The following is a 20,567-nucleotide window of genomic DNA, read 5'->3' as shown; positions in this document are numbered from 1 at the left end:
CCCAGCAGGCACAGACCGGACAGCAAGACGATTTTCAGGCGGATGGACAGAGAGTCGAACATAGGACGAGCTCGCGAATGGATGAGGTGTTGGCTGTGAGTCGGGGTCGACCCAATTCGCCAAGTCCATTCAGCGCCATTTAATGCTCATCGGCGTGGGCAGAGGTTGCATGAACGCTAAGCCGACGAACGGTAGCAGGTGAACGTTTGCGCAGGAAAAAGCCCTGAAAAGCGCAGGAATTCAGGAAATTGTCGGCAATGATTCCGGCCGCGACCAGATCCACAGATTGCCCAGGCTCATGCCGGCAATCGCCAGAAAGATCGGCCAGCCAGGTTCGAGCATCACCAGCATCAACCCGGCGCACAGCAGCATGCTCACGGTGGCACTGACCTTGGCGCGGCGGGCGATGATTTTGCCGTTGCGCCAGTTGCGCAGGATGGAACCGAACAGCCGATGGTTTTCCAGCCAGGCACTCAGGCGCGGCGAGCTTTTGGTCGCGGCCCAGGCGGCCAGCAGGATGAACTCGGTGGTCGGCAGGCCGGGTATGACAATGGCGATCAGGCCGATGGCCAGGCTGATGTAGGCGAGCAGGCCAAAGAGGATTCGGGCGAGTTTTGAGGAGGAAAGGTGAGGCATTGGACTCAAGTTGCGCGACTAAAGCTTGATCGGGATCGTGCAGGCACACTCGGTCCCTTGTAGGAGTGAGCCTGCTCGCGATAGCGGTGGGTCAGGCGGCAATGATGTCGACTGACACTCCGTCATCGCGAGCAGACTCACTCCTACAGGGGGGATGTGTTTCTTCAGGCGAGTTCTGGGGTGTAGGCCTGCTCGAGCAACACCGTGAAGCGGTTGAACGCGTCGATTGCGCCTTTATCCAGCTCGGCTTCCTCTTGTGCGCTGAGTTCCAGCCCGTCGAGGGTTTTAACGAAACTCTTCCAGCCTTCAGCACGACCACCGGCCGGTTCACCGAGATGGCGGGCGCCAAAGGTTTCGCTCAAGCCAAGACCCACCGCACGCTTGATCAGGAACGCCGCACCAAGCTTCGAACCTTCCGACACGAACAGCCAACCCAGCGCCTCGGCTTTGGCTGGATTCTTCACCGCCCCGGCGACGGGGGCCGGCACTTCGGTTTCCAGATCCGTCAGGTCAGCCTTGGCCGCTTCAGCACGGCAGCGAGCAGGCAGGTCCGGGACGATGGCGGTCAATTCGGCATTGTTGTACAGCGACACCAGTTCCGACTGAAACAAATACTGAGCCACCACGAAACGGGCGAAGTTGGCCTGGGTTTCAAACGGTGCGTGGGCTTTGACCAAGGCATCGAGCCTGGTGTGAGGCTCGTGGGTGATCTGGTTCAAACGTTGCGAACGCTGAGCAGGGCGTTGAGCAGTGTCCTGAGTGGTCATGAGAAGTCCTTGAGAAAAGAGGCGCTTGGTAACGAGACGAACAACAAGGTGCGTGACAGTAAAAAAACTCACTGCGCCACTTCTGTGAAAGCGGCGAAGTGAGGTGGCAGGGTCAGATATCCCAGACCAGATTGACCGCGAAGTTGCGACCCGGTTGGGTCAGGCGATCGAGGTTGGCCGGGCTCAGCACTGCCGCTTCGCCGACGCTGTCGTAACCGCGCACGTCATCCCACAGCCAGTACTTTTTGTCGGTCAGGTTGTAGACGCCAGCGCTGACGGTGACATCGTCGGTGACCTTGTAGAAACCGGTCAGATCGAGCACGCCGAAGCCCGGCGACTTGAACTGGCTGCTCACACCGTCCGGCGATTTGAAGTTGCTGTCGTCGACGCGATCCTTTTTCTTCACCAGTGTCCAGCTGAGCAAACCACCATAGTTGTCCTGGTCGTAACCGAGACCGAACACACCGGTCAGCGGGTTGACGCTGTTGATCGGCTCGCCGGTGTCGTTGTTGCGGCCGTAGGCGTAGGCCACCGAGCCCTGGGTGTAGAGACCTTGCGGTGCGCCGAGCGCGTCGAGGTTCAGGCGGCCCTTGATCTCTGCGCCCTTGATGGTCGCGTGTTTGATGTTGTTGCTCTGGAAGGTCAGCTCGCTGTAACCGGGCGTGACAGCGTCTTCGTTAATGAAGTCGCGGTACTTGTTGTAGAACACCGCGACATCGAACGAGCCGGACTCGAAGTTGCCGCGCAGACCGGTTTCGTAGCTTTTGCTTTTTTCCGGTTCCAGGTCCGGGTTCGGCGCCACGCTATAGCCGGTGGTGGTGTTCTCGAAGCGCCCGTACAACGCCTTGGCGGTTGGCGTGCGGAAACCTTCAGCGTACTGGCCATACCAGGTGTACTGATCGGTCAGGGCGTAAGTCAGGCCGAACTTGGGTGAAACCTTGTTCCAGGTTTTGTTCTCATCGCTGACGGTTCCGCGACCGTCGGCGGCCACGGTATTGAGGAATTCCTGGGTGATGTGCGGCTTGAGCTGGGTGTAGTCGTAGCGCAGGCCTAGCAGGAAGGTCCACTTGTTCCAGCTGATCTCGTCCTGGGCGAACAGGCTGTAGGTATTGATGGTCGGGTCGGGGAAGTCGCTGGATTTCTTCAGCACATCGGCCGCGCTGGTCGCGCCGACGGCCGTACAGCCGCGACCGACCGCCAGGCACTTGCCGTCGCCGCTGCGCGAGCCGGTGACTTTCTGTTGCTTGATCGTGGTGCCGTAAGTCAGCAAGTGCCCGGTGTCAGCGATGTTGAAGGCTTTATCCAGTTGGGCATCGAAGACCCACTGTTTCTCTTCGTAAAGCGTGTTGCGGGTGCGCAGCACTCGACGGGTGATCGGGTAATAGAATTCTTCGGTGCTTTGATCGGTTTTGGCGATCTGGTGGTTCAGGCTCCACTTGACGTTGTCTGCCAGCAGGCTGTCGAGTGCGAAGCTGTGTTCCAGGCCGAAGCGCTCACGGGTAATGGTGTCGTTGCCGGTGCGCCACTGGTACATGCCGCCGGGCAGCATGCTGTTCGGGATCGTCGGCTGGCCGTTGAAGTACGGGCCGCCATAAGCGCTTTTCTGATCGGAGTCGCGATCGTCCTTGTACTTCTCGTAGGTCAGTCCAAGGCGTGAATCTTCGTTGTAGTTCCAGCCGATCTTGGCCAATACGTTGGTGGCTCGTACGTCTTCCGGGTTGGCCGCGGTACGGTCCAGACCGGTGCCGTTGTTGCTGCCAAAGGAATCGGTTTCGTGACCGTCGCGCTGGCTGTAGTGCAGCAAGCCATCGAACTGATCGGCGCGGCCGGCGACGGTGGCGGACTTCAGCCAGCTCTCGTCGGCGGAGCTGTACCCGGTCTTCAGGCGAGCACCGACGTCCTGGCCGGGCTTGATGATGTCGTCCGCGTCGAGGGTGAAATAGCTGACGGCGCCGCCGATGGCGTTGCTGCCGTAGAGCACCGAGGCCGGGCCGCGCAGAATTTCGACGCGCTTGATGATTTCCGGGTCGACATAGTTACGCTGGGTTTTGGCATACGGGCCGTTGAAGAAGCCGTTTGGAATCTCGACGCCGTCGATCTGGGTCAGGATCCGGTCGCCGTCGATGCCGCGAATGTTGTAGCCGCTGATTCCGCCGCGGGTCCCGGCACCGCCCACCGAGACGCCCGGTTCGTAGCGCACCAGATCCTTGATGGTATTGACGTTGTTGCGGTCCAGCTCTTCACGGGTGTGAACGGTGACGGTGCTCGGCACGCTGGCGATGCTTTGTTCCTGGCGCGTGGCGCTGATGGTCACCTGGTCCAGGTTGAGCGCGCTACCGTTGCTGCGCTTCTCCAGCACGATGTTATTGGTGCCCAGTTTGCGATAGCTCAGGTTGGTCCCCACCAACAGGCGATCGAGGGCTTTCTCTGGTGGTAGCGAACCCCGTACGCCCGGCGAGGCCACGCCCTCAGCCAGTTCTGCCGGCAAGCCGACCTGCCAACCGGTCACGGCGGTAAAGGCATTGAGTGCCGAGACCAGCGACTGCTGAGGGATGGCGAACGCGTAATCGCCCATGTTGCGGGTCGGTTGCTCTGCCGCGGTGGCGGCGTAGAGCTGCGCGCTGCCGGCCATCAGGATGGCGGCAGTCAGCAGCGACAGCACGCGAGAAGGTGACGAAGGTTGGCGGGTGAGGCGAGAGGACATCGATAGCGCTCCGTGTCGCACGAATCTTTATAGGTGCTGATCGGCATCTGAAGATGCGAATCAATTGCATTGGCTATAACGAGACGTACGGAAGTTGGCTATCGAGTAAAAATAATTCTCATTTAGTTCAAAATCACCAGCGCCGGAAATTCCTGGAGCCGCGCCGAGGTGATCTGGGCCAGCGAACGGACCACGTCCAACGGCTGGTCGAGGCGGTAATTGCCGGTGACGGCGATGTCGGCCAACTGCTCGTTGTTGTTGATGATCCAGCCGGGATAGTAACGACGCAGCTCCGCCAGCACCTGGCTCAGCGGGCAGTTTTCGAACACCAGTCGGCCCTGGACCCATGCCAGGTCGGTCGCGGCATCGAGTCTGGCGGGGCGATCGAAACCGTTGGGACCGATGCGGATGCTTTGTCCGGCGGACAATCGAATTCGCGCGTCGTCGCGGGTCGCTCGCAAGTCGACATCCCCACGCTGCACCCGAACCTGTGCCACGCCGTCCAGATAGCGCACCGCAAACGCGGTGTCCCGTACGCTGGCCTTGACCGGCCCGGCGTCGATTTCCAGCGGCTGGCCGCGGTCGGCCGCGACCTCGAAAAACGCCTCGCCCTGATACAAACGGGCAACGCGCTGTTGATCGTTGATGGTGCTGGAGAAGGCTGAGTTGGTATTGAGCAGGACCTTCGAGCCATCCTCCAGTTGCAGCCGCTGGCGTTCACCGACCACGGTCAGGTGATCGGCCTGCAGGCGAATCGGCAGATTGCTGAAGCTGAACAAACCGAGGATCAGCACGGCGGCGGTGGCCAAGGGTTTCCAGTGCGGTCGCAGGCGCGACAGGGCGGTCACTTTCGGCGGCCGGGCGGCCAGGCTTTGCGCGCATTGCCCGACCTGCGGGCCTTCCCAGATCGCCTGAGCCTTGGCGAACGCCTCGGCATTCAACGGATCGGCGGCCAGCCAATCGTGGAACTGTCGGGTTTGTTCCTCGCTCGGACTGTCCAGCACGATCAGCCAGTCCAGGGCCTGGTCCATCGCGCTTGCGGGGGCCCGCGCCGGAGGGGCGGGGGGAGGCACTGGAAGCGTGTCCGTCACGGTGTTTCCTCGGCAGTGTCTTGGCACCGCTGTTTTTTTAATGAAGCTTGAAAGTGGGGCAAGGGTAGCAAAGCCCGATAACCAGTGCAGGTCATCCTCACACATAGAGAATCAACCTACAGATTCAGTCGCCGTTTAACCGCTCGGCCACGCCGATGCAGATCGCCATGATCAATTTCAGCTCCTTTTGCACCGTGCTCAACGACACGCCGAGCTTCTCGGCGATTTCCAGATAGCTGTGCCCGTGCAGACGGCTGAGGATGAAAATCTGCTGCTGACGGGCGCTGAGTTCATTGAGGCTCACGTTCAAGCGCTCAAGCAATTGTTCGGCATGGGCGGCGTCCTCGGCACTGCTGGCGGGGGCGGCGACGCTTTCCACAACGTCCAGCGGCACGTCTTCGAGCATCGTGCGGGACTGAATACGCCGCGCACGCAAATGGTCCAGCGCCAGGTTGCGGGCGGTCTGGAAAACGAAGGGTTCAAGGTGATCGATGGCCCGCTCGCTGAGCGCCCGGGTCACTCGCAGGTAGGTCTCCTGCAGGAGGTCTTCGGCGGTGCTGTGATTGTTGACCATCCGCTCCAATGTGCGCAGCAGAGAGACTCGCTGAGCGATGAAGACGTGATTGAAGCGAGATTGACTCACGGGAGGACCTGATCCATTTCGAGCGAATGATAATGCTTATCATCTGTATCAGTGGTCAAGCACTGGTTTCCAAGCCGTCATTCGTTCAGAGCGCAAAAGCTGATAGTGAGCTGCCCGCTTTGTGGAAAATTGCGCAGCTCCCAGCCATTGCTTGGCTGCAAATGTCAGATATTTCAGAGACTGGCGTAGGCACGATCCCAAACGTTTCCTGGCCCCTCAGACAGTTCTGGATGACTGCTATACCCCTGTTGATACTTCGTTTTTTTAGCGTGGTTTTTGACAGGGACATCAAGTGACGGCACTCCAGGAATGGGAAACGCCAATTCTCGACAACGCTCCTTCGTTGTGTTTCGCGAGCCGGCATTTTGCCCGCGCACTGGCAATCATTGCATTGGCGCTTGCCGCTGGCGGTTGTGTTTTTGCGCCGGCAGAAAGCTTCACGTTGCAGGCAGACGTGCCGGCGGATTTCAGGGTCAAGGTCGACGCCTATTACGAGCCGGCCACCGGAGAAACCTGTGAAGCCCCGCCGCGCCAGCGCGGTGAAGTGGCGCCGAATCGCAAGTTTTTCACCAGCGAATACCAAAGCATTGCGCGCACGGCGGAGTTTCAGGTTCCGCTGACGACTCGCCCAGGTGGTTGCCCGTTGGTGTTGAGTAGCTTGAGATTGAATCTCGACGCGAAGTGGGGAGCGCGTTGGTCTGACATAGGGGGCGACTTTGCCAGCCTGTCCTTTTACGACGAACTTGCAGATGACCGTCCAGATTTTCCAGCCACTGGCGTTCAGGCGTTTCAAGGGCAATGCCAGTGGTTGTTTCGCACGGTGGGACCCGAGCGGGCGATCATAAAAATCCTGCACTGCCGGGCCGTCGATGCGAACGGACAGATGATGAAACGCATGGCGGGCGGGGTGTTGCAGCGTGATCAGTTGCCGGGCCGGACCGTGAGGATGGTGTTCGGGATGGCGGCTGAGGAACGGCCTTTTGGACGAGATGCCTGGATCCGTTTTCCGCAGGGTTGGAAACGTTGCCTGGGCGAAAGTCTTGAGGATCAAGACGCTTTTTGCCGCGGTAACACCACTGATTTCAAGTCTTTCAAAATGTCCGATGGTCGCGAATGTACCGTCTACCCCAACTGTACTGAATAAGGAAAATCAGGCATGGCACTTCAGGAGCGTGACAACCTTTGCTTCAGCAACAAGTTACTGGCCTGCCCGTTGCGTGGGCATTGGACGAGTTTTCGATTAGTGGACGAGCAGGGTGATGGCAAATCTTATGGCGGTCTGCATTACACCGTGATGGACAGCGTCGGTCAGGAATACACAGGGCGTTTGGATGGTGAAGGGTTTGCCAAAGTGCAGAACCATTACCGTGGGCCTGTCGTACTCAGGATGGATAAGCAATACAACGGACTCGAAAAACCATATCAACGCTTGATAAACCGCGAGTACTACCCTCTCCCCATCACCGAGCTCCAGTTCCGCGCCGAACAAACCCGCTTCTTCCACGAAGACGGATTTCGTCGCGAATATAACCCGGCGATTAAGGAGGCCGATATCTTCGTCCAGGTCGAGGTGCGGGACCTGGTCCGCGATGGGGCGCATTTGCCACCGGAGGTCGGGCGCTCCTACGAACCGCAAAGCGTATTGCTGCGGGGCATGGGCGAGTTGGGTTTCGGCCCCGAGCATTCATTTGGAATTGTCCTGAGCCCCAACAAACACAACGTGCTGGAAGTGCGGCCCATGCGCGCCTTGCGGCCCATGCTCTCCACCGACGACAAATTCTGTGCCTTGAACCTCTATCAACTGGCGTTGATGGCGACCTTGAGTTACACCGATTTCGCTCAATACCCGCGCGAAAAGCCGCTGGACAAGGTGCACTTTATGCTGGACCCGAGCATTGGCAATTGGTTTGGCGAGGCGTTGGCCGGTTACCAGGAGAATTGGCGAGTCGATAGGACCCAGTCGCAAAGGTTTTACCCGCTGTACGAGGATGTGCCGTATTCAAAGCGGCTGGAGATTCTGCCATTCGATCCGACGCTCTATGAGCAAAACCATCCGGACAAAGGTAAAGACCAGGAACACCCCGAGAACCAGCATTTTTTTGATGATCAGGTGAATGGCGGCGATACCCAGGCGTTTATCTGTCATCACGACGAAGTCGTGCTGATTTCGGTGCGTGGAACGGCCAGTCTGAAAGACGCGTTGCGTGATGTGGACGCGCTGCAAGTTCCGTTCGAAGAAGGTGTCGGGAGCGTCCATCAAGGCTTTTACAACGCGTTTCGAGCGATGAAAGCGTTCGTCTTGCGTTATCTGGATAAATTTCACTCGGGGCAAAAAATCATTATCTGCGGCCACAGCCTGGGCGGCGCCATCGCCTTGTTGTTGGCAGAAGCGCTCCGTCGACGTGCAGGCGTTAAATACAACATCCTCCTCTACACCTACGGCGCCCCACGTGCCGGCGACTCAACCTTCGTCGAAGGCGCCACCGACCTCGTCCATCACCGCATGGTCAACAATAACGATCCGGTGCCCGGCGTACCGGCGCCGTGGATGGACGCCAACTGGAAGGTCTGGGTCCCGGGCCTGGCGACGATCGTCCTTTCCGGACCTTATGGCATGTTGGTGTTCGGTGCCGGTCTGGTGCGCATCGGCGGTGATCCCTATCAGCATCACGGGCAACAGCAGCACTTCATGCCCGTGCGCTTTGATGAACGCGAGTGGTCGGCGATTTTGTGGGATCCGGATTGTGAATCCATCGAAGGCGCCGCCTGTACCGTCATGCTGGAAAAGATCCGGCGGGGTGATATGCCCGCCCGCGATGGCCTGCTCGCGCAACTGATCAACTACACCGACCATATGATGATCGCCAGCTACATCCCTTGCGCCTGGGCGACTTTGCGGCGCTGGCAGCAAACCCTGGAGAACGCCTCGTCCGTGGTCACCGAACGCGAGTTCCGCGTCGTCGAAGATGCCTTGGCAACACTCAATGAAAAACTTTACGAGTATGCCCGCAAGGTGCGCCATAACGAGGGGCCGCGTGGTGCGACGAAGAATGAAAGTGCTGCGATGAGTGCCCTCCACAGGGAGCAGGATCGCTTGCTGAGAACCCGCGAACGCCTGCAAACCGTGCGCTATCGCCGCCTGACCCTGGTGGATGTGTACGGCAGTGCCGCCCAGTTGCCAGAGTTCACCGGTAGCGTGGAGCGTTGGGCAAAACACGCTGAAAACCGCAGCTCGGTGCAGTACGCAATGATTCCAAGGCAACCGGACGATGGATTTCGGCTGGCTCGCGAGCCGCTGGATATCGATTCGATCTGCTGAGCGTGGCCAACCTGCATTTAAAGGACTATCCGATGCATGACTCAATCTCCAAACCGCGCTTCTACTTTGATATCAGCGGCATGCAGCATCACTTTCAGGTCTTGGCCTTCAAGGCCAGTGAATCGATCAGCCAGCCCTATGAGGTGACGCTGGAGCTGGTCAGTGAGCGGTCAAACCTCGACCTCGAGACGCCACTGCACAAGCCTGCATTCCTTGGCTTTGGTCCTCCCGGCGAGGGCTTGCACGGGCTGATTCATAATTTTGCGCAGCGCGAGACCGGTAAACGACTGACGCGCTATGAACTGACGTTAGTGCCTCAACTGGCGTATCTCGCGCTGTGCAGCGACCAGCGAATTTTTCAGCAACGCAGCGTCGAACAGATCATTACCGAAGTCCTAAACAAGCACGGCATGCTCGGCGATGCGTTCACGTTTCAGTTGGGTCCAAGCGTCTATCTGCCCCGTGAATACTGTGTTCAGTTCAATGAATCCGACCTGGGTTTTATCCAGCGGCTCTGTGAAGAGTCGGGCATTCACTACCATTTTCAGCACAGCCCACACGGGCACCTATTAGTGTTTGGGGATGATCAGACCTGCTTTCGGCGGTTGGCCCCGTCCATTTTTCGACAAAAAAATGGTCAGGTCGCCGATCACCCGGTGATCGATACGTTCGGCGTGCGTTTCGCCACGCGTCCCAGCCAAGTGGCGATTCGTGACTATGACTTCGAAAAGCCGAACCGGCTTCTCGAACAGAAGAGCGAAAGCCCGGTCGTTCCGCCGCTGGAGGATTACCGGGCGCCGGGGCGTTTCAAAACCGGTGATGAGGGCAAGCGACTGGCTGCGCGCCAATTGGAGCAACATCGCAGCGATTACCGCCTGGCGGAAGGCGCCAGCGACCTCGGCAACTTGCACAGCGGCCATTACCTCGACATGACGGATCATCATCGTGCGCAATGGAATGACCTCTGGCTCCTGACCGAGGTGACGCATGAAGGCCTGCAATTGCAAGTGCTGGAAGAGGCAATGCCCAGCCAGATCCATACCGCGGATTTTCAAGGCTATCGCAACACCTTCGCCGCGACACCTTGGGATTCACCGTATCGACCGCCGAAAAAACACCCCAAGCCGACCATTTCCGGCAGTCAGACCGCCAAAGTCACCGGGCCGGCAGGAGAGGAGATTCACTGTGATGAATACGGTCGGGTCAAAGTTTGTTTTTACTGGGACCGTACCGACCCGCAAACCGACAAAAGCAGTTGCTGGTTAAGAGTCTCGACGGCTTTGGCTGGCGACGGCTACGGCGTGGTCAGTATTCCCCGTGTCGGCATGGAAGTGTTGGTCACCTTTATGGATGGCGACCCAGATCGGCCAGTAATTTCCGGTTGTTTGCCTCACCGTACCAACCCGGTGCCCTATCCACTGCCGCAGAACAAGACCCGAAGCGTCTTTCGTAGCCGCAGTTCGAGCAAGAGCACGGGGTTCAATGAATTGCATGTCGAAGATCGCGCGGGGCAAGAGTTGATCTACCTTCGGGCGCAACGTGATATGGAGCAAAAAATTGAAAACGACAGTCGGCTGGAAGTCGGTCGCGAGCGCCGGGAAACCATCAAGGGCACCAGCACCAGTGTGTTCGAGACCGAGGAACATCGCACGACGACAGGCGACCGTAAAACCCGACTGATGGCCAATGATCATCTGCACGTCGGACAAAGCAGCCATACCTATGTAGGCGAGGTGCTGGTTGCAGAGGCGGGTCAGGAAATTCATTTCAAGGCCGGTGTGAAGCTGGTGCTCGACGCAGGCCATAACATGACCTTGTGTGCTGGCGATCAGCATCTTGTGATCGATTCAAGTGGCATTTTCAGCAGTTGTGCAATCGAGGTGGGGGGCAGCCCCGCACGGGGGACGCTGGTGGCGCCGCTGGTACCGGGGGCAACGCAGGCTTTGACGACCCCGATCGAGCGAGCCCCGGTCATCGCCTTTGTCCAAAGGGTGCTGATGACATTGGCTGGCGAGCAATCGGCAGACTTCTGCCCGATCTGCGAGGCCTGTCGAGAGGGCGTTTGTTCAACCGAAGGAATCAGCGCATGAACAACCTGCCTGTTCAGTGGATGGCCGAGCAATCACAACGTGGCCGTCATCTGTGTTTGATTCTTGACTCCACGGCGGTGCCGGGGATCCATCAAGCTTTGTTGCACCAGCTGACACATGAACACTATCGCAGCGTCTACAGGGAAACCGCCGTTGCCGCGCTGTCCGTGGGCGGCCCGTTTATTTTTTCCATCGATAGTCTGAATCCGTCATCGCTCAATGAGTTGCTCGAAGGTCAGACGCGGGATTGGGGATGGCTGGCGAGCATCGAAAATCACTCGATCGCCATACTGGTGAAACATTGGCGCGAACGCCTGTTGATCGGGAAACGACCGCAGCAGGCGTTGTACCGTTTTCACGATAATCGGGTGTTGGCGCGAGCGTTGGCCCATCTTCCCGAGTCGGCGTATCCCGAATACCTGGGGCCGGTCATCAGTGCCTGTTTCTGGCAGGGCGAGCAATGGGCGACCGTAGACAATCCGGCGTCGGGCGAATACCCGGTCCCCGACGCTGCGCAATGGCTGGCGACCCCGGCACCGGTCAACCAGGAACGGGCGATTCTGTTGGTTAATGTGGGTCAGTACCTGTTGGCCGAGCACAGTGAGGACCTTGCCCGATTGCCGGAAGCGCTGTCGCCGAGAGCCTGGCTGATAGCACAACTCGACCTGGCACAGCGGTGGGGATGGCAGACGCCGGAGCAGCTGCATTTTTTGGTTGTCGAGCGCCTGAGGGAGACACACACGCCCGGCATCAAAAACTGGGAGCCGAGGCCTGAAGAGCACGCGCAGGCTCATTTTGAACGCCTGCGCGGCGAGCGATTCCCCGAGGTTAAAACCTGGCGATAGACCGCCGGCCTGTCTTAGCTCCGTCCCGACAGGTAGGTCGCGTAATCCGGGATGCGGTGTGGGTGAGCCTGCTCCATCAAGGGACTGCTGAGCAGGTAGTCGGCGCTGCATTCATTACACGCCACCGGAATGTTCCACACCGCCGCGACTCGCAGCAATGCCTTGATATCCGGGTCGTGCGGTTGTGGTTCGAACGGGTCCCAGAAGAACACCAGCATGTCGACCCGCTGCTCGGCGATTCGCGCACCGAGTTGCTGGTCGCCGCCCAATGGGCCGCTGATCATGCTCTCCACAGGCAAATCCAGGCGTTGTTGCAACAACAACCCGGTGGTGCCGGTGGCGACCAGTTCATGCTGTGCGAGCCGGTCTTTCTGTCGCTCGGCCCAGTCCAGCAAAAACACCTTGCAGTGGTCATGGGCGACCAAGGCAATACGCTTGCGCGCTGCCATGGTCTTTTGCGTAAAGCTGATACCGATCATCGGTGCTGCTCCTGCTCGTAGCTTCGCTTACTCGGCGTTGCACAGCGCCAGGCAGTTATCGAGCATGCGGTTGGAGAAGCCCCATTCGTTGTCATACCAGGCCAGCACCTTGAGCAGCTTGCCGCTGGACTTGGTGTGGTTGGCGTCAAAGATCGACGACAGCGGGTTGTGGTTGAAGTCGCTGGAGACCAGCGGCAGGGTGTTGTAACCGAGAATCTTCGAGTGCTGGCTGGCTTCTTTCAGCAGCGCGTTCACTTCATCGGCCGACGCTTCGCGCTTGAGTTGCACGGTCAGGTCCACCAGTGACACGTTGATTACCGGCACGCGTACCGACATGCCGGTCAGTTTGCCCGCCAGTTCCGGCAGCACCAGACCGACGGCTTCAGCCGCGCCGGTTTTGCTCGGGATCATGTTCTGGGTGGCCGAACGCGCACGATACGGGTCGACATGATAGACGTCGGTCAGGTGCTGATCGTTGGTGTAGGCGTGAATAGTGGTCATCAGGCCGCTTTCGATACCCAGCTCGCGGTGCAACACTTGGGCCACCGGGGCCAGGCAGTTGGTGGTGCACGAAGCATTGGAAATGATCTGGTGCGATTGGCGCAGAATGTCGTGGTTAACGCCATACACCACCGTGGCGTCGGCACCTTTGGCCGGGGCGGAGATGATCACTTTGCGTGCACCGGCCGTAATATGCGCGGCGGCTTTGGCGCGATCGGTGAACAAACCGGTGCATTCGAATACAACGTCGATCTGCTCGGCAGCCCACGGCAGCTCGGCCGGGTTGCGAATGGCGCTGACAGAGATACGGTCACCGTTGACGGTCAGGCTTTCCCGATCATGCTGGACATCGGCATCGAACGTGCCGTGAACAGTGTCGTACTTGAGCAGATGAGCGTTCATCTCGCTGTCGCCCAGGTCATTGATGGCAACAATCTGCAGATCCTGGCGATACCCTTGGGTATACAGTGCGCGCAGGACGTTACGGCCAATTCGGCCAAAACCATTGATTGCGATTCGAAGAGTCATTTAACAGGGCCGCCGTCGTTTTGTTGTTGGAATTACAAGATTATTCGCATAAAAATAGAAAACAAGCCTTTTTAATGGCAATATTTTGTTCAATCTACAACGAGTGACCTGAATCAACTGGTCCGACCGATCAAGAAAACCGCCTGTCATCCCATCGACAACGGCTCTTGCTCAGCATAGACAATCAGGTCGCCACATCCGTTAGCCTGGAGTTCTAAACATGCATCCCCGCGTCCTTGAGGTCACCGAACGGCTTATCGCCCGTAGCCGCGCCACGCGTGAGGCTTACCTTGCACTGATTCGTGGTGCTGCCAGCGACGGTCCCATGCGCGGCAAGCTGCAATGCGCCAACTTCGCCCATGGCGTGGCCGGTTGCGGCACCGACGACAAGAACAGTCTGCGGATGATGAACTCCGCGAACATTGCGATTGTTTCGTCCTACAACGACATGCTCTCGGCGCACCAGCCGTACGAAGTCTTTCCTGAACAGATCAAAAAGGCCCTGCGCGAAATCGGCTCCGTCGGCCAGTTCGCCGGCGGCACCCCTGCGATGTGCGATGGCGTGACCCAAGGCGAGCCGGGCATGGAACTGAGCCTGCCGAGCCGTGAAGTGATTGCGCTGTCGACCGCCGTGGCGCTGTCCCACAACATGTTCGACGGCGCGCTGATGCTCGGCATCTGCGACAAGATCGTCCCGGGTTTGATGATGGGCGCGCTGCGTTTCGGTCATCTGCCAACGATTTTCGTGCCGGGCGGGCCGATGGTCTCGGGCATTTCCAACAAGCAGAAAGCCGATGTGCGCCAGCGTTATGCCGAAGGCAAGGCCAGCCGCGAGGAGCTGCTGGAATCGGAGATGAAGTCCTACCACAGCCCCGGTACCTGCACCTTTTACGGCACCGCCAACACCAATCAATTGCTGATGGAAGTCATGGGCCTGCACTTGCCGGGCGCCTCTTTCGTCAACCCGAACACCCCGTTGCGCGATGCCCTGACCCGTGAAGCGGCGCATCAAGTCACGCGCCTGACCAAGCAGAACGGCGACTTCATGCCGATCGGCGAAATCGTCGACGAACGTTCACTGGTCAACTCCATCGTGGCCCTGCACGCCACTGGCGGCTCGACCAACCACACGCTGCACATGCCGGCGATCGCCATGGCGGCGGGCATTCAACTGACCTGGCAGGACATGGCCGACCTCTCCGAGGTGGTGCCGACCCTGAGCCACGTCTACCCGAACGGCAAAGCCGACATCAACCACTTCCAGGCGGCGGGCGGCATGTCGTTCCTGATCCGCGAACTGCTGGAAGCCGGCCTGCTCCACGAAAATGTCAACACCGTGCTCGGCCACGGCCTGAGCCGCTACACCGTGGAACCGTTCCTCGATAACGGCGAACTGGTCTGGCGCGAAGGCCCGATCGAAAGCCTCGACGAAACCATCCTGCGTCCGGTCGCTCGCGCGTTCTCGCCAGAGGGCGGCTTGCGGGTGATGGAAGGCAACCTCGGCCGCGGTGTCATGAAAGTGTCCGCCGTCGCGTTGGAAAACCAGGTCGTCGAAGCACCGGCCATGGTGTTCCAGGATCAGCAGGATCTGGCCGATGCGTTCAAGGCTGGTTTGCTGGAGAAGGATTTCGTCGCGGTAATGCGCTTCCAGGGCCCACGCTCCAACGGCATGCCGGAGCTGCACAAGATGACGCCGTTCCTCGGCGTGCTGCAGGATCGCGGCTTCAAAGTGGCGCTGGTCACCGACGGACGCATGTCCGGTGCGTCGGGGAAAATCCCGGCGGCGATTCACGTCAGTCCCGAAGCATATGTGGGCGGCGCTTTGGCGCGGGTGCAGGAGGGCGATATCATTCGCGTCGATGGCGTCAAAGGCACTCTGGAGCTTAAGGTGGACGCCGAAGAATTCGCAGCGCGCGAACCTGCCAAAGGCCTATTGGGCAACAACATCGGCAGCGGTCGCGAACTGTTTGGTTTCATGCGCATGGCCTTCAGCTCCGCAGAGCAGGGCGCCAGCGCCTTTACTTCTGCCCTGGAGACGCTTAATTGAAACTGGCTTTGGTCGGTGACATCGGTGGCACCAACGCACGTTTCGCGTTGTGGAAAAACCAGCAGCTGGAATCGGTCCAGGTGCTGGCAACGGCCGACCATGCCAGCCCGGAAGAGGCGATTGCCCTCTACCTGAGCGGGCTTGGCCTGGCGCCGGGTTCGATCGGTTCGGTGTGCCTGTCGGTCGCCGGCCCGGTGAGCGGTGATGAATTCAAGTTCACCAACAATCACTGGCGACTTAGCCGCAAGGGGTTTTGCAAGGCCTTGCAGGTGGATCAACTGTTGCTGGTCAACGACTTCTCGGCGATGGCGCTGGGCATGACCCGTTTGCAGCCCGGCGAATTTCGCGTGGTCTGTGAAGGCACGCCGGAACCGCTGCGGCCGGCGGTGGTGATCGGTCCGGGGACCGGCCTCGGTGTTGGCACGTTGCTGGATCTGGGTGAAGGACGGTTTGCCGCGTTGCCGGGGGAGGGAGGTCACGTCGATTTGCCGCTGAGCAGCCCGCGGGAAACACAGTTGTGGCAGCACATCTTCAATGAGATCGGCCATGTCAGCGCTGAAACGGCCTTGAGCGGCAGCGGTTTGCCGCGGGTTTACCGGGCGATTTGTGCGGTGGACGGACATGAACCGGTGCTCGATACCCCGGAGTCGATCACGGCGGCCGGCCTGGCCGGTGACCCGATTGCCCTGGAAGTGCTTGAGCAGTTCTGCTGCTGGCTGGGCCGTGTGGCCGGCAACAACGTGCTGACCACAGGCGCGCGCGGCGGTGTGTACATCGTCGGCGGGGTGATTCCACGGTTCGCCGATTTCTTCATCGAAAGCGGCTTTGCCCGGTGCTTTGCCGACAAGGGCTGCATGAGCGATTACTTCAAAGGCATCCCGGTGTGGCTGGTGACGGCGCCGTATTCCGGCCTTGTTGGCGCGGGTGTGGCGCTGGAGCAAGCACAGTAATGATCGTTCCCACGCTCCTGCGTGGGAATGCAGCCCGTGACGCTCCGCGTCACTGGACGCGGAGCGTCCCTTGAGGCATTCCCACGCAGAGCGTGGGAACGATCGAATTTACGCACGATCAGGCATAATCCGCCCAATTCAAACAACAAGGACGCCGCCCCGTGAGCTCAGTCAACAAGTCGATTTTGTTGGTCGATGACGATCAAGAGATACGCGAGTTGCTGGACACCTACCTGACCCGCGCCGGTTTCCAGGTTCGTACCACGCCCGACGGCGCAGGCTTTCGTCAGGCGATGAACGAGGCGCCGAGCGATCTGGTGATCCTCGATGTGATGCTGCCGGACGAAGACGGCTTCAGCCTCTGCCGCTGGATCCGCCAGCACCCGCGTCAGGCGCAGGTGCCGATCATCATGCTTACCGCCAGCTCCGACGAAGCCGACCGCGTCATCGGTCTGGAACTGGGCGCCGACGATTACCTCGGCAAACCCTTCAGCCCGCGTGAATTGCAGGCGCGCATCAAAGCCCTGTTGCGTCGTGCGCAGTTCGGGCAGGAGCGTTCCGGTGGTGAAGTGCTGGCCTTCGATGACTGGCGGCTGGACATGGTCAGCCATCGCCTGTTCCACATCGACGGCGAAGAAGTGATTCTCTCCGGTGCGGATTTCGCGCTGCTGAAACTGTTCCTCGATCACCCTCAGGAAATCCTCGACCGCGACACCATCGGCAACGCCACCCGTGGTCGTGACTTGATGCCGCTCGACCGCATCGTCGATATGGCCGTCAGCCGTTTGCGCCAGCGTCTGCGCGACACCGAAAAACCGCCGCGGCTGATCCGTACCGTGCGCGGCAGCGGCTACCAACTGGCCGCCAATGTGGTTGCCAGCAATGGCCACTGAATTTTTCCGCAAACTCGCCGCACGGATTCCCGTGCCGCGTTCGTTGCTCGGGCGGATGTTGCTGCTGACGCTGTTGGCAGTGTTGTTCGCCCAGACGTTGTCGAGCGTGATCTGGGTCTCGCAATTGCGCGCCACCCAACTTGAAGGCCTGGTCACCAGCGCCCGTAGCCTCGCTCATTCGATGACCGCCAGCGTCAGTTACTTCCGCTCGCTGCCGGTAGCGTTTCGGCCATTGGTACTCGACCAGTTGCGCAGCATGGGCGGCACCCGTTTTGTGGTGACGCTCAACGACAAACCCTTGGGCATGGAAGTGCTGCCGATCACCCCGCGCAAGGAAGCCGTGCTCAAAGCGGTGGATGAAGTGCTGCGCCAGTCCCTGGGCCAGGACACGGATATCTCGGTGACGTTCGTCAGTCCTGAAGACCTGCGGATCTTCAACGGCGGCCTGAAACTCGATGAATTGCCGCGCTCCTGGGCGCACTACGCGCTGACCCTGGAACCGGTGAACCCGCCAGTATTGGTCACGCAAATCCAGATGGCGCCGGGCGAGTGGCTGTACATCGCCTCGCTGTTGCCCGAGCCCTACACCAGTCTTGAAGAGCAAGGCCTGCCGGCGCAGCAAGTCTGGTTCATCGTACTCACGAGCGGCTTCTTGCTGTTGTTTATTGGCCTGCTGGTGCACTGGCAGAGCCGGCCGCTCAAGCGTTTGGCGCGGGCTGCACGGGACATGTCCCTCGGCGCCGAAGTCGAGCCAGTGGCGGAGGGTGGCGGCAGTGAAGTGGTCGAAGTCGGCCGCGCCTTCAATGCGATGCGCGAACGCATCAGCCGTTACCTGACCGAGCGCAGTCAGTTGTTCAGCGCGATTTCCCATGACTTGCGCACGCCGATTACCCGCTTGCGGTTACGCGTTGAACTGCTCGAAGACGAAACGCTGCAAGCCAAGTTCGGCCGTGATCTGGATGAGCTGGAGCTGCTGGTCAAAGGCGCGCTGCAATGCGTGAAAGACACCGACATCCACGAAAACATCGAGCCGGTGGACCTCAACCATGTCCTTGATTGTCTGGTGGAGCCGTACCTGGCGCCCAACGGCAATGGTCGCGTTACTCAGCAAGGGCGTGCGCTGGCGGCGTATCCGGGGAAGCCGCTGGCGCTCAAGCGTTGCATCGGCAACCTGATCGACAATGCCTTGAAGTATGGGCAGAAAGCGCATTTGCACATTGATGACGACCAGAGTGCGTTCATCCTGCATGTGGACGATGAAGGGCCTGGCGTGCCGGAACAGCGGATGGAGCAGGTGTTCGAGCCGCACTTTCGTCTGGCCGGACAGCAGCAGGGGTATGGGTTAGGGTTGGGGATTGCGCGAAATATTGCGCATAGCCATGGCGGTGAGGTCAGCCTGCAGAATTTGCGCGAAGGCGGGTTGCGGGTGACGTTGCAGTTACCGCGTAGTGTTGATTAGCCTGTGGCGAGGGGGCTTGCCCCCGGCCGGGGCGAAGCAGTCGCAAATCTGCCAATACATTTCTTCCAGGTAAACCGTGGTGACTGTTTGGGACCGCTTCGCGGTCCAACGGGGGCAAGCCCCCTCGCCACAAGTAATCGCTCACCCCAATATCTCGGTCAATGTCACAACCCGGTGACATAACTCGCCCCCTTCGTTACAAGCCCGCCACCGCCCGTTGTTTAGACTGCTCCCAGTCATAACAACAAAAAAAGGCAGCCCCATGGACATCTTCCAACCCGCTTTCAGCAGTTGGCTGAACGCCCCCGCGCATCAGCAATGGCTCGCCGCCGAAGGCCTGCGGCTGCTGGCGTTTGCCAAGGCTTCGAAGCTTGCCGAAGGTTTCGGCAATCTTGATGAAAAGGGCTGCCTTGCGGCCAACGCCCACGCCGAAACCATGAACACCGCGCGTATGACCCACAGCTTCGCCATGGCCCACATCCAGGGCTTGCCGGGTTTCGCCGAGCTGGTGGATCACGGTGTCAACGCCCTCTGCGGCCCATTGCGTGACGCCGAACACGGCGGCTGGTTCGCTGCTCCCGAGCATCGCGACGACAACACCGATAAAGCCGCTTACCTGCACGCCTTCGTCGCGCTGGCCGCCAGTTCTGCGGTGGTCGCTCAGCGTCCCGGCGCGCAGGCTTTGCTCGACGATGCGATCGACATCATCGACACGCATTTCTGGAGTGAGGAGGAGGGCGCGATGCGCGAATCCTTCAACCGCGACTGGAGTGAAGAGGAAAGCTATCGCGGCGCCAACAGCAACATGCACGCCACCGAAGCCTTTCTCGCGCTGGCCGATGTCACCGACGATAACCGCTGGCTGGTCCGCGCCCAGCGCATCGTCGAGCGGGTGATCCACGGTCACGCCGCTGCCAACGATTACCTGGTGGTCGAGCATTTCGACCGCGACTGGCAACCCTTGCGCGAATACAACCACGACAACCCGGCCGATGGTTTTCGCCCCTACGGCACCACGCCAGGCCACGGTTTCGAATGGGCGCGGTTGATGCTGCATCTCGAAGCGGCGCGGGTTAAGGCCGGGATGCTCACGCCAGGCTGGCTCGCCGGCGACGCGCAAAAACTCTTCGACCACAACTGCCGTCACGGCTGGGATGTCGACGGGGCGCCCGGGATTGTCTACACCCTCGACTGGGATAATCGCGCCGTGGTTCGCCATCGCCTGCACTGGACCCATTGCGAAGCCAGCGCTGCCGCCAGCGCGCTGCTTAAACGCACAGGCGATGCGCAATACGAACGCTGGTACCGACTTTTCTGGGAATTCTGCGACAGCCATTTCATCGACCGCGAAAGCGGCAGCTGGTACCACGAACTCGATCCGCAGAACCGCCCGAGCGCCGATATCTGGGCGGGTAAACCTGATCTTTATCACGCCTGGCAAGCCGTGTTGATCCCGCGATTGCCTCTGGCGCCAAGCATGGCGACTGCCCTGGCACAGTTATCCCAGAGCGCTCCTGTGTAACCATGTGGTGACATTCGAACGTCCCTTCGTTACCTGCGAAGGGGCATCCCCTGTTTAGAATCCTATGCAGCGCAAGCACCAGACTTGCATGCA

The 20,567-nt window shown here is 59.7% G+C and carries 16 protein-coding genes; 9 read left to right on the top strand and 7 right to left on the bottom strand.

All coding sequences use genetic code 11. The features are described from left to right. Positions 1-240: 240 nt before the first annotated feature. The 5 genes from BLW70_RS27575 to BLW70_RS27555 all read right to left on the bottom strand — a co-directional run bounded on the left by BLW70_RS27575 (position 241) and on the right by BLW70_RS27555 (position 5,841). Positions 241-636: a YbaN family protein gene (locus BLW70_RS27575; protein ID WP_074879432.1), complete on the bottom strand. Its 396-nt coding sequence runs from the start codon at positions 634-636 to the stop codon at positions 241-243. A 164-nt stretch (positions 637-800) separates the two neighbouring features. Next, positions 801-1,403 carry a biliverdin-producing heme oxygenase gene (locus BLW70_RS27570; protein WP_074879428.1) on the bottom strand — a complete coding sequence of 201 codons (603 nt, stop codon included), beginning with the start codon at positions 1,401-1,403 and terminating at the stop codon, positions 801-803. Between the two features lie 112 nt (positions 1,404-1,515). Beyond that, positions 1,516-4,107: a TonB-dependent receptor gene (locus BLW70_RS27565; RefSeq protein WP_074879425.1), complete on the bottom strand. Its 2,592-nt coding sequence runs from the start codon at positions 4,105-4,107 to the stop codon at positions 1,516-1,518. Between the two features lie 122 nt (positions 4,108-4,229). Then, on the bottom strand, positions 4,230-5,198 hold the full coding sequence (locus tag BLW70_RS27560) for a FecR family protein (protein WP_074879421.1): 969 nt from the start codon (positions 5,196-5,198) through the stop codon (positions 4,230-4,232). Positions 5,199-5,322: 124 nt separating this feature from the next. Further along, positions 5,323-5,841, bottom strand: a complete 519-nt coding sequence (locus tag BLW70_RS27555) for an RNA polymerase sigma factor (RefSeq protein WP_074879418.1) — start codon at positions 5,839-5,841, stop codon at positions 5,323-5,325. A 292-nt stretch (positions 5,842-6,133) separates the two neighbouring features. Between BLW70_RS27555 and BLW70_RS27545 the strand changes: the two genes are divergently transcribed. Genes BLW70_RS27545 through BLW70_RS27530 form a run of 4 tightly spaced genes read left to right on the top strand, consistent with a single transcriptional unit; the run spans position 6,134 to position 12,095 of the window. Then, on the top strand, positions 6,134-6,985 hold the full coding sequence (locus BLW70_RS27545) for a hypothetical protein (protein ID WP_235865027.1): 852 nt from the start codon (positions 6,134-6,136) through the stop codon (positions 6,983-6,985). 12 nt (positions 6,986-6,997) lie between these two features. After that, positions 6,998-9,160 carry a lipase family protein gene (locus tag BLW70_RS27540; RefSeq protein WP_074879412.1) on the top strand — a complete coding sequence of 721 codons (2,163 nt, stop codon included), beginning with the start codon at positions 6,998-7,000 and terminating at the stop codon, positions 9,158-9,160. A 32-nt stretch (positions 9,161-9,192) separates the two neighbouring features. Next, entirely contained in the window at positions 9,193-11,250 is a 2,058-nt protein-coding gene (gene tssI, locus BLW70_RS27535) for a type VI secretion system tip protein TssI/VgrG (RefSeq protein ID WP_074879409.1), read from the top strand. Next, positions 11,247-12,095: a DUF4123 domain-containing protein gene (locus BLW70_RS27530; protein ID WP_074879407.1), complete on the top strand. Its 849-nt coding sequence runs from the start codon at positions 11,247-11,249 to the stop codon at positions 12,093-12,095. Before tssI ends, BLW70_RS27530 begins: the two co-directional genes overlap by 4 nt. A 14-nt stretch (positions 12,096-12,109) precedes the next feature. On the opposite strand, the gene BLW70_RS27525 is transcribed toward BLW70_RS27530, so the two are convergent. Further along, positions 12,110-12,574 carry a methylglyoxal synthase gene (locus BLW70_RS27525; RefSeq protein ID WP_074879404.1) on the bottom strand — a complete coding sequence of 155 codons (465 nt, stop codon included), beginning with the start codon at positions 12,572-12,574 and terminating at the stop codon, positions 12,110-12,112. A 27-nt stretch (positions 12,575-12,601) separates the two neighbouring features. Then, complete coding sequence (gene gap, locus BLW70_RS27520; RefSeq protein WP_074879402.1) at positions 12,602-13,603, bottom strand: type I glyceraldehyde-3-phosphate dehydrogenase; 1,002 nt, start codon at positions 13,601-13,603, stop codon at positions 12,602-12,604. Positions 13,604-13,823: 220 nt separating this feature from the next. Between gap and edd the strand changes: the two genes are divergently transcribed. The 5 genes from edd (at position 13,824) to BLW70_RS27495 (ending at position 20,474) form a co-directional block, all read left to right on the top strand. Beyond that, positions 13,824-15,650, top strand: a complete 1,827-nt coding sequence (edd, locus tag BLW70_RS27515) for a phosphogluconate dehydratase (RefSeq protein ID WP_074879399.1) — start codon at positions 13,824-13,826, stop codon at positions 15,648-15,650. Beyond that, the gene (locus tag BLW70_RS27510) at positions 15,647-16,600 is read left to right on the top strand and encodes a glucokinase (protein WP_074879396.1); all 954 of its coding nucleotides are present in this window, start codon (positions 15,647-15,649) and stop codon (positions 16,598-16,600) included. The genes edd and BLW70_RS27510 overlap by 4 nt, the downstream gene beginning before the upstream one ends. Before the next feature lie 161 nt (positions 16,601-16,761). Then, the gene (locus BLW70_RS27505) at positions 16,762-17,493 is read left to right on the top strand and encodes a response regulator (protein WP_010457397.1); all 732 of its coding nucleotides are present in this window, start codon (positions 16,762-16,764) and stop codon (positions 17,491-17,493) included. After that, positions 17,483-18,952 (top strand): ATP-binding protein, encoded by a 1,470-nt coding sequence (locus BLW70_RS27500; protein ID WP_074879393.1) that lies wholly within the window; start codon positions 17,483-17,485, stop codon positions 18,950-18,952. The genes BLW70_RS27505 and BLW70_RS27500 overlap by 11 nt, the downstream gene beginning before the upstream one ends. Positions 18,953-19,214: 262 nt before the next feature. Beyond that, positions 19,215-20,474: a D-mannose isomerase gene (locus BLW70_RS27495; RefSeq protein ID WP_074879390.1), complete on the top strand. Its 1,260-nt coding sequence runs from the start codon at positions 19,215-19,217 to the stop codon at positions 20,472-20,474. Positions 20,475-20,567 lie beyond the last annotated feature (93 nt).

The sequence above is a fragment of the Pseudomonas frederiksbergensis genome (genome assembly GCF_900105495.1).
Lineage (GTDB): Bacteria > Pseudomonadota > Gammaproteobacteria > Pseudomonadales > Pseudomonadaceae > Aquipseudomonas > Aquipseudomonas frederiksbergensis.
This window is presented reverse-complemented; position numbering and strand designations above follow the sequence as displayed.

Bases quoted from the DNA above. Each gene is read 5' to 3' on its own strand.
- BLW70_RS27575 (WP_074879432.1), bottom strand. From the start codon at position 636: ATGCCTCACCTTTCCTCCTCAAAACTCGCCCGAATCCTCTTTGGCCTG.
- BLW70_RS27570 (WP_074879428.1), bottom strand. From the start codon at position 1,403: ATGACCACTCAGGACACTGCTCAACGCCCTGCTCAGCGTTCGCAACGT.
- BLW70_RS27565 (WP_074879425.1), bottom strand. From the start codon at position 4,107: ATGTCCTCTCGCCTCACCCGCCAACCTTCGTCACCTTCTCGCGTGCTG.
- BLW70_RS27540 (WP_074879412.1), top strand. From the start codon at position 6,998: ATGGCACTTCAGGAGCGTGACAACCTTTGCTTCAGCAACAAGTTACTG.
- tssI (WP_074879409.1), top strand. From the start codon at position 9,193: ATGCATGACTCAATCTCCAAACCGCGCTTCTACTTTGATATCAGCGGC.
- BLW70_RS27530 (WP_074879407.1), top strand. From the start codon at position 11,247: ATGAACAACCTGCCTGTTCAGTGGATGGCCGAGCAATCACAACGTGGC.
- BLW70_RS27525 (WP_074879404.1), bottom strand. From the start codon at position 12,574: ATGATCGGTATCAGCTTTACGCAAAAGACCATGGCAGCGCGCAAGCGT.
- gap (WP_074879402.1), bottom strand. From the start codon at position 13,603: ATGACTCTTCGAATCGCAATCAATGGTTTTGGCCGAATTGGCCGTAAC.
- edd (WP_074879399.1), top strand. From the start codon at position 13,824: ATGCATCCCCGCGTCCTTGAGGTCACCGAACGGCTTATCGCCCGTAGC.
- BLW70_RS27500 (WP_074879393.1), top strand. From the start codon at position 17,483: ATGGCCACTGAATTTTTCCGCAAACTCGCCGCACGGATTCCCGTGCCG.
- BLW70_RS27495 (WP_074879390.1), top strand. From the start codon at position 19,215: ATGGACATCTTCCAACCCGCTTTCAGCAGTTGGCTGAACGCCCCCGCG.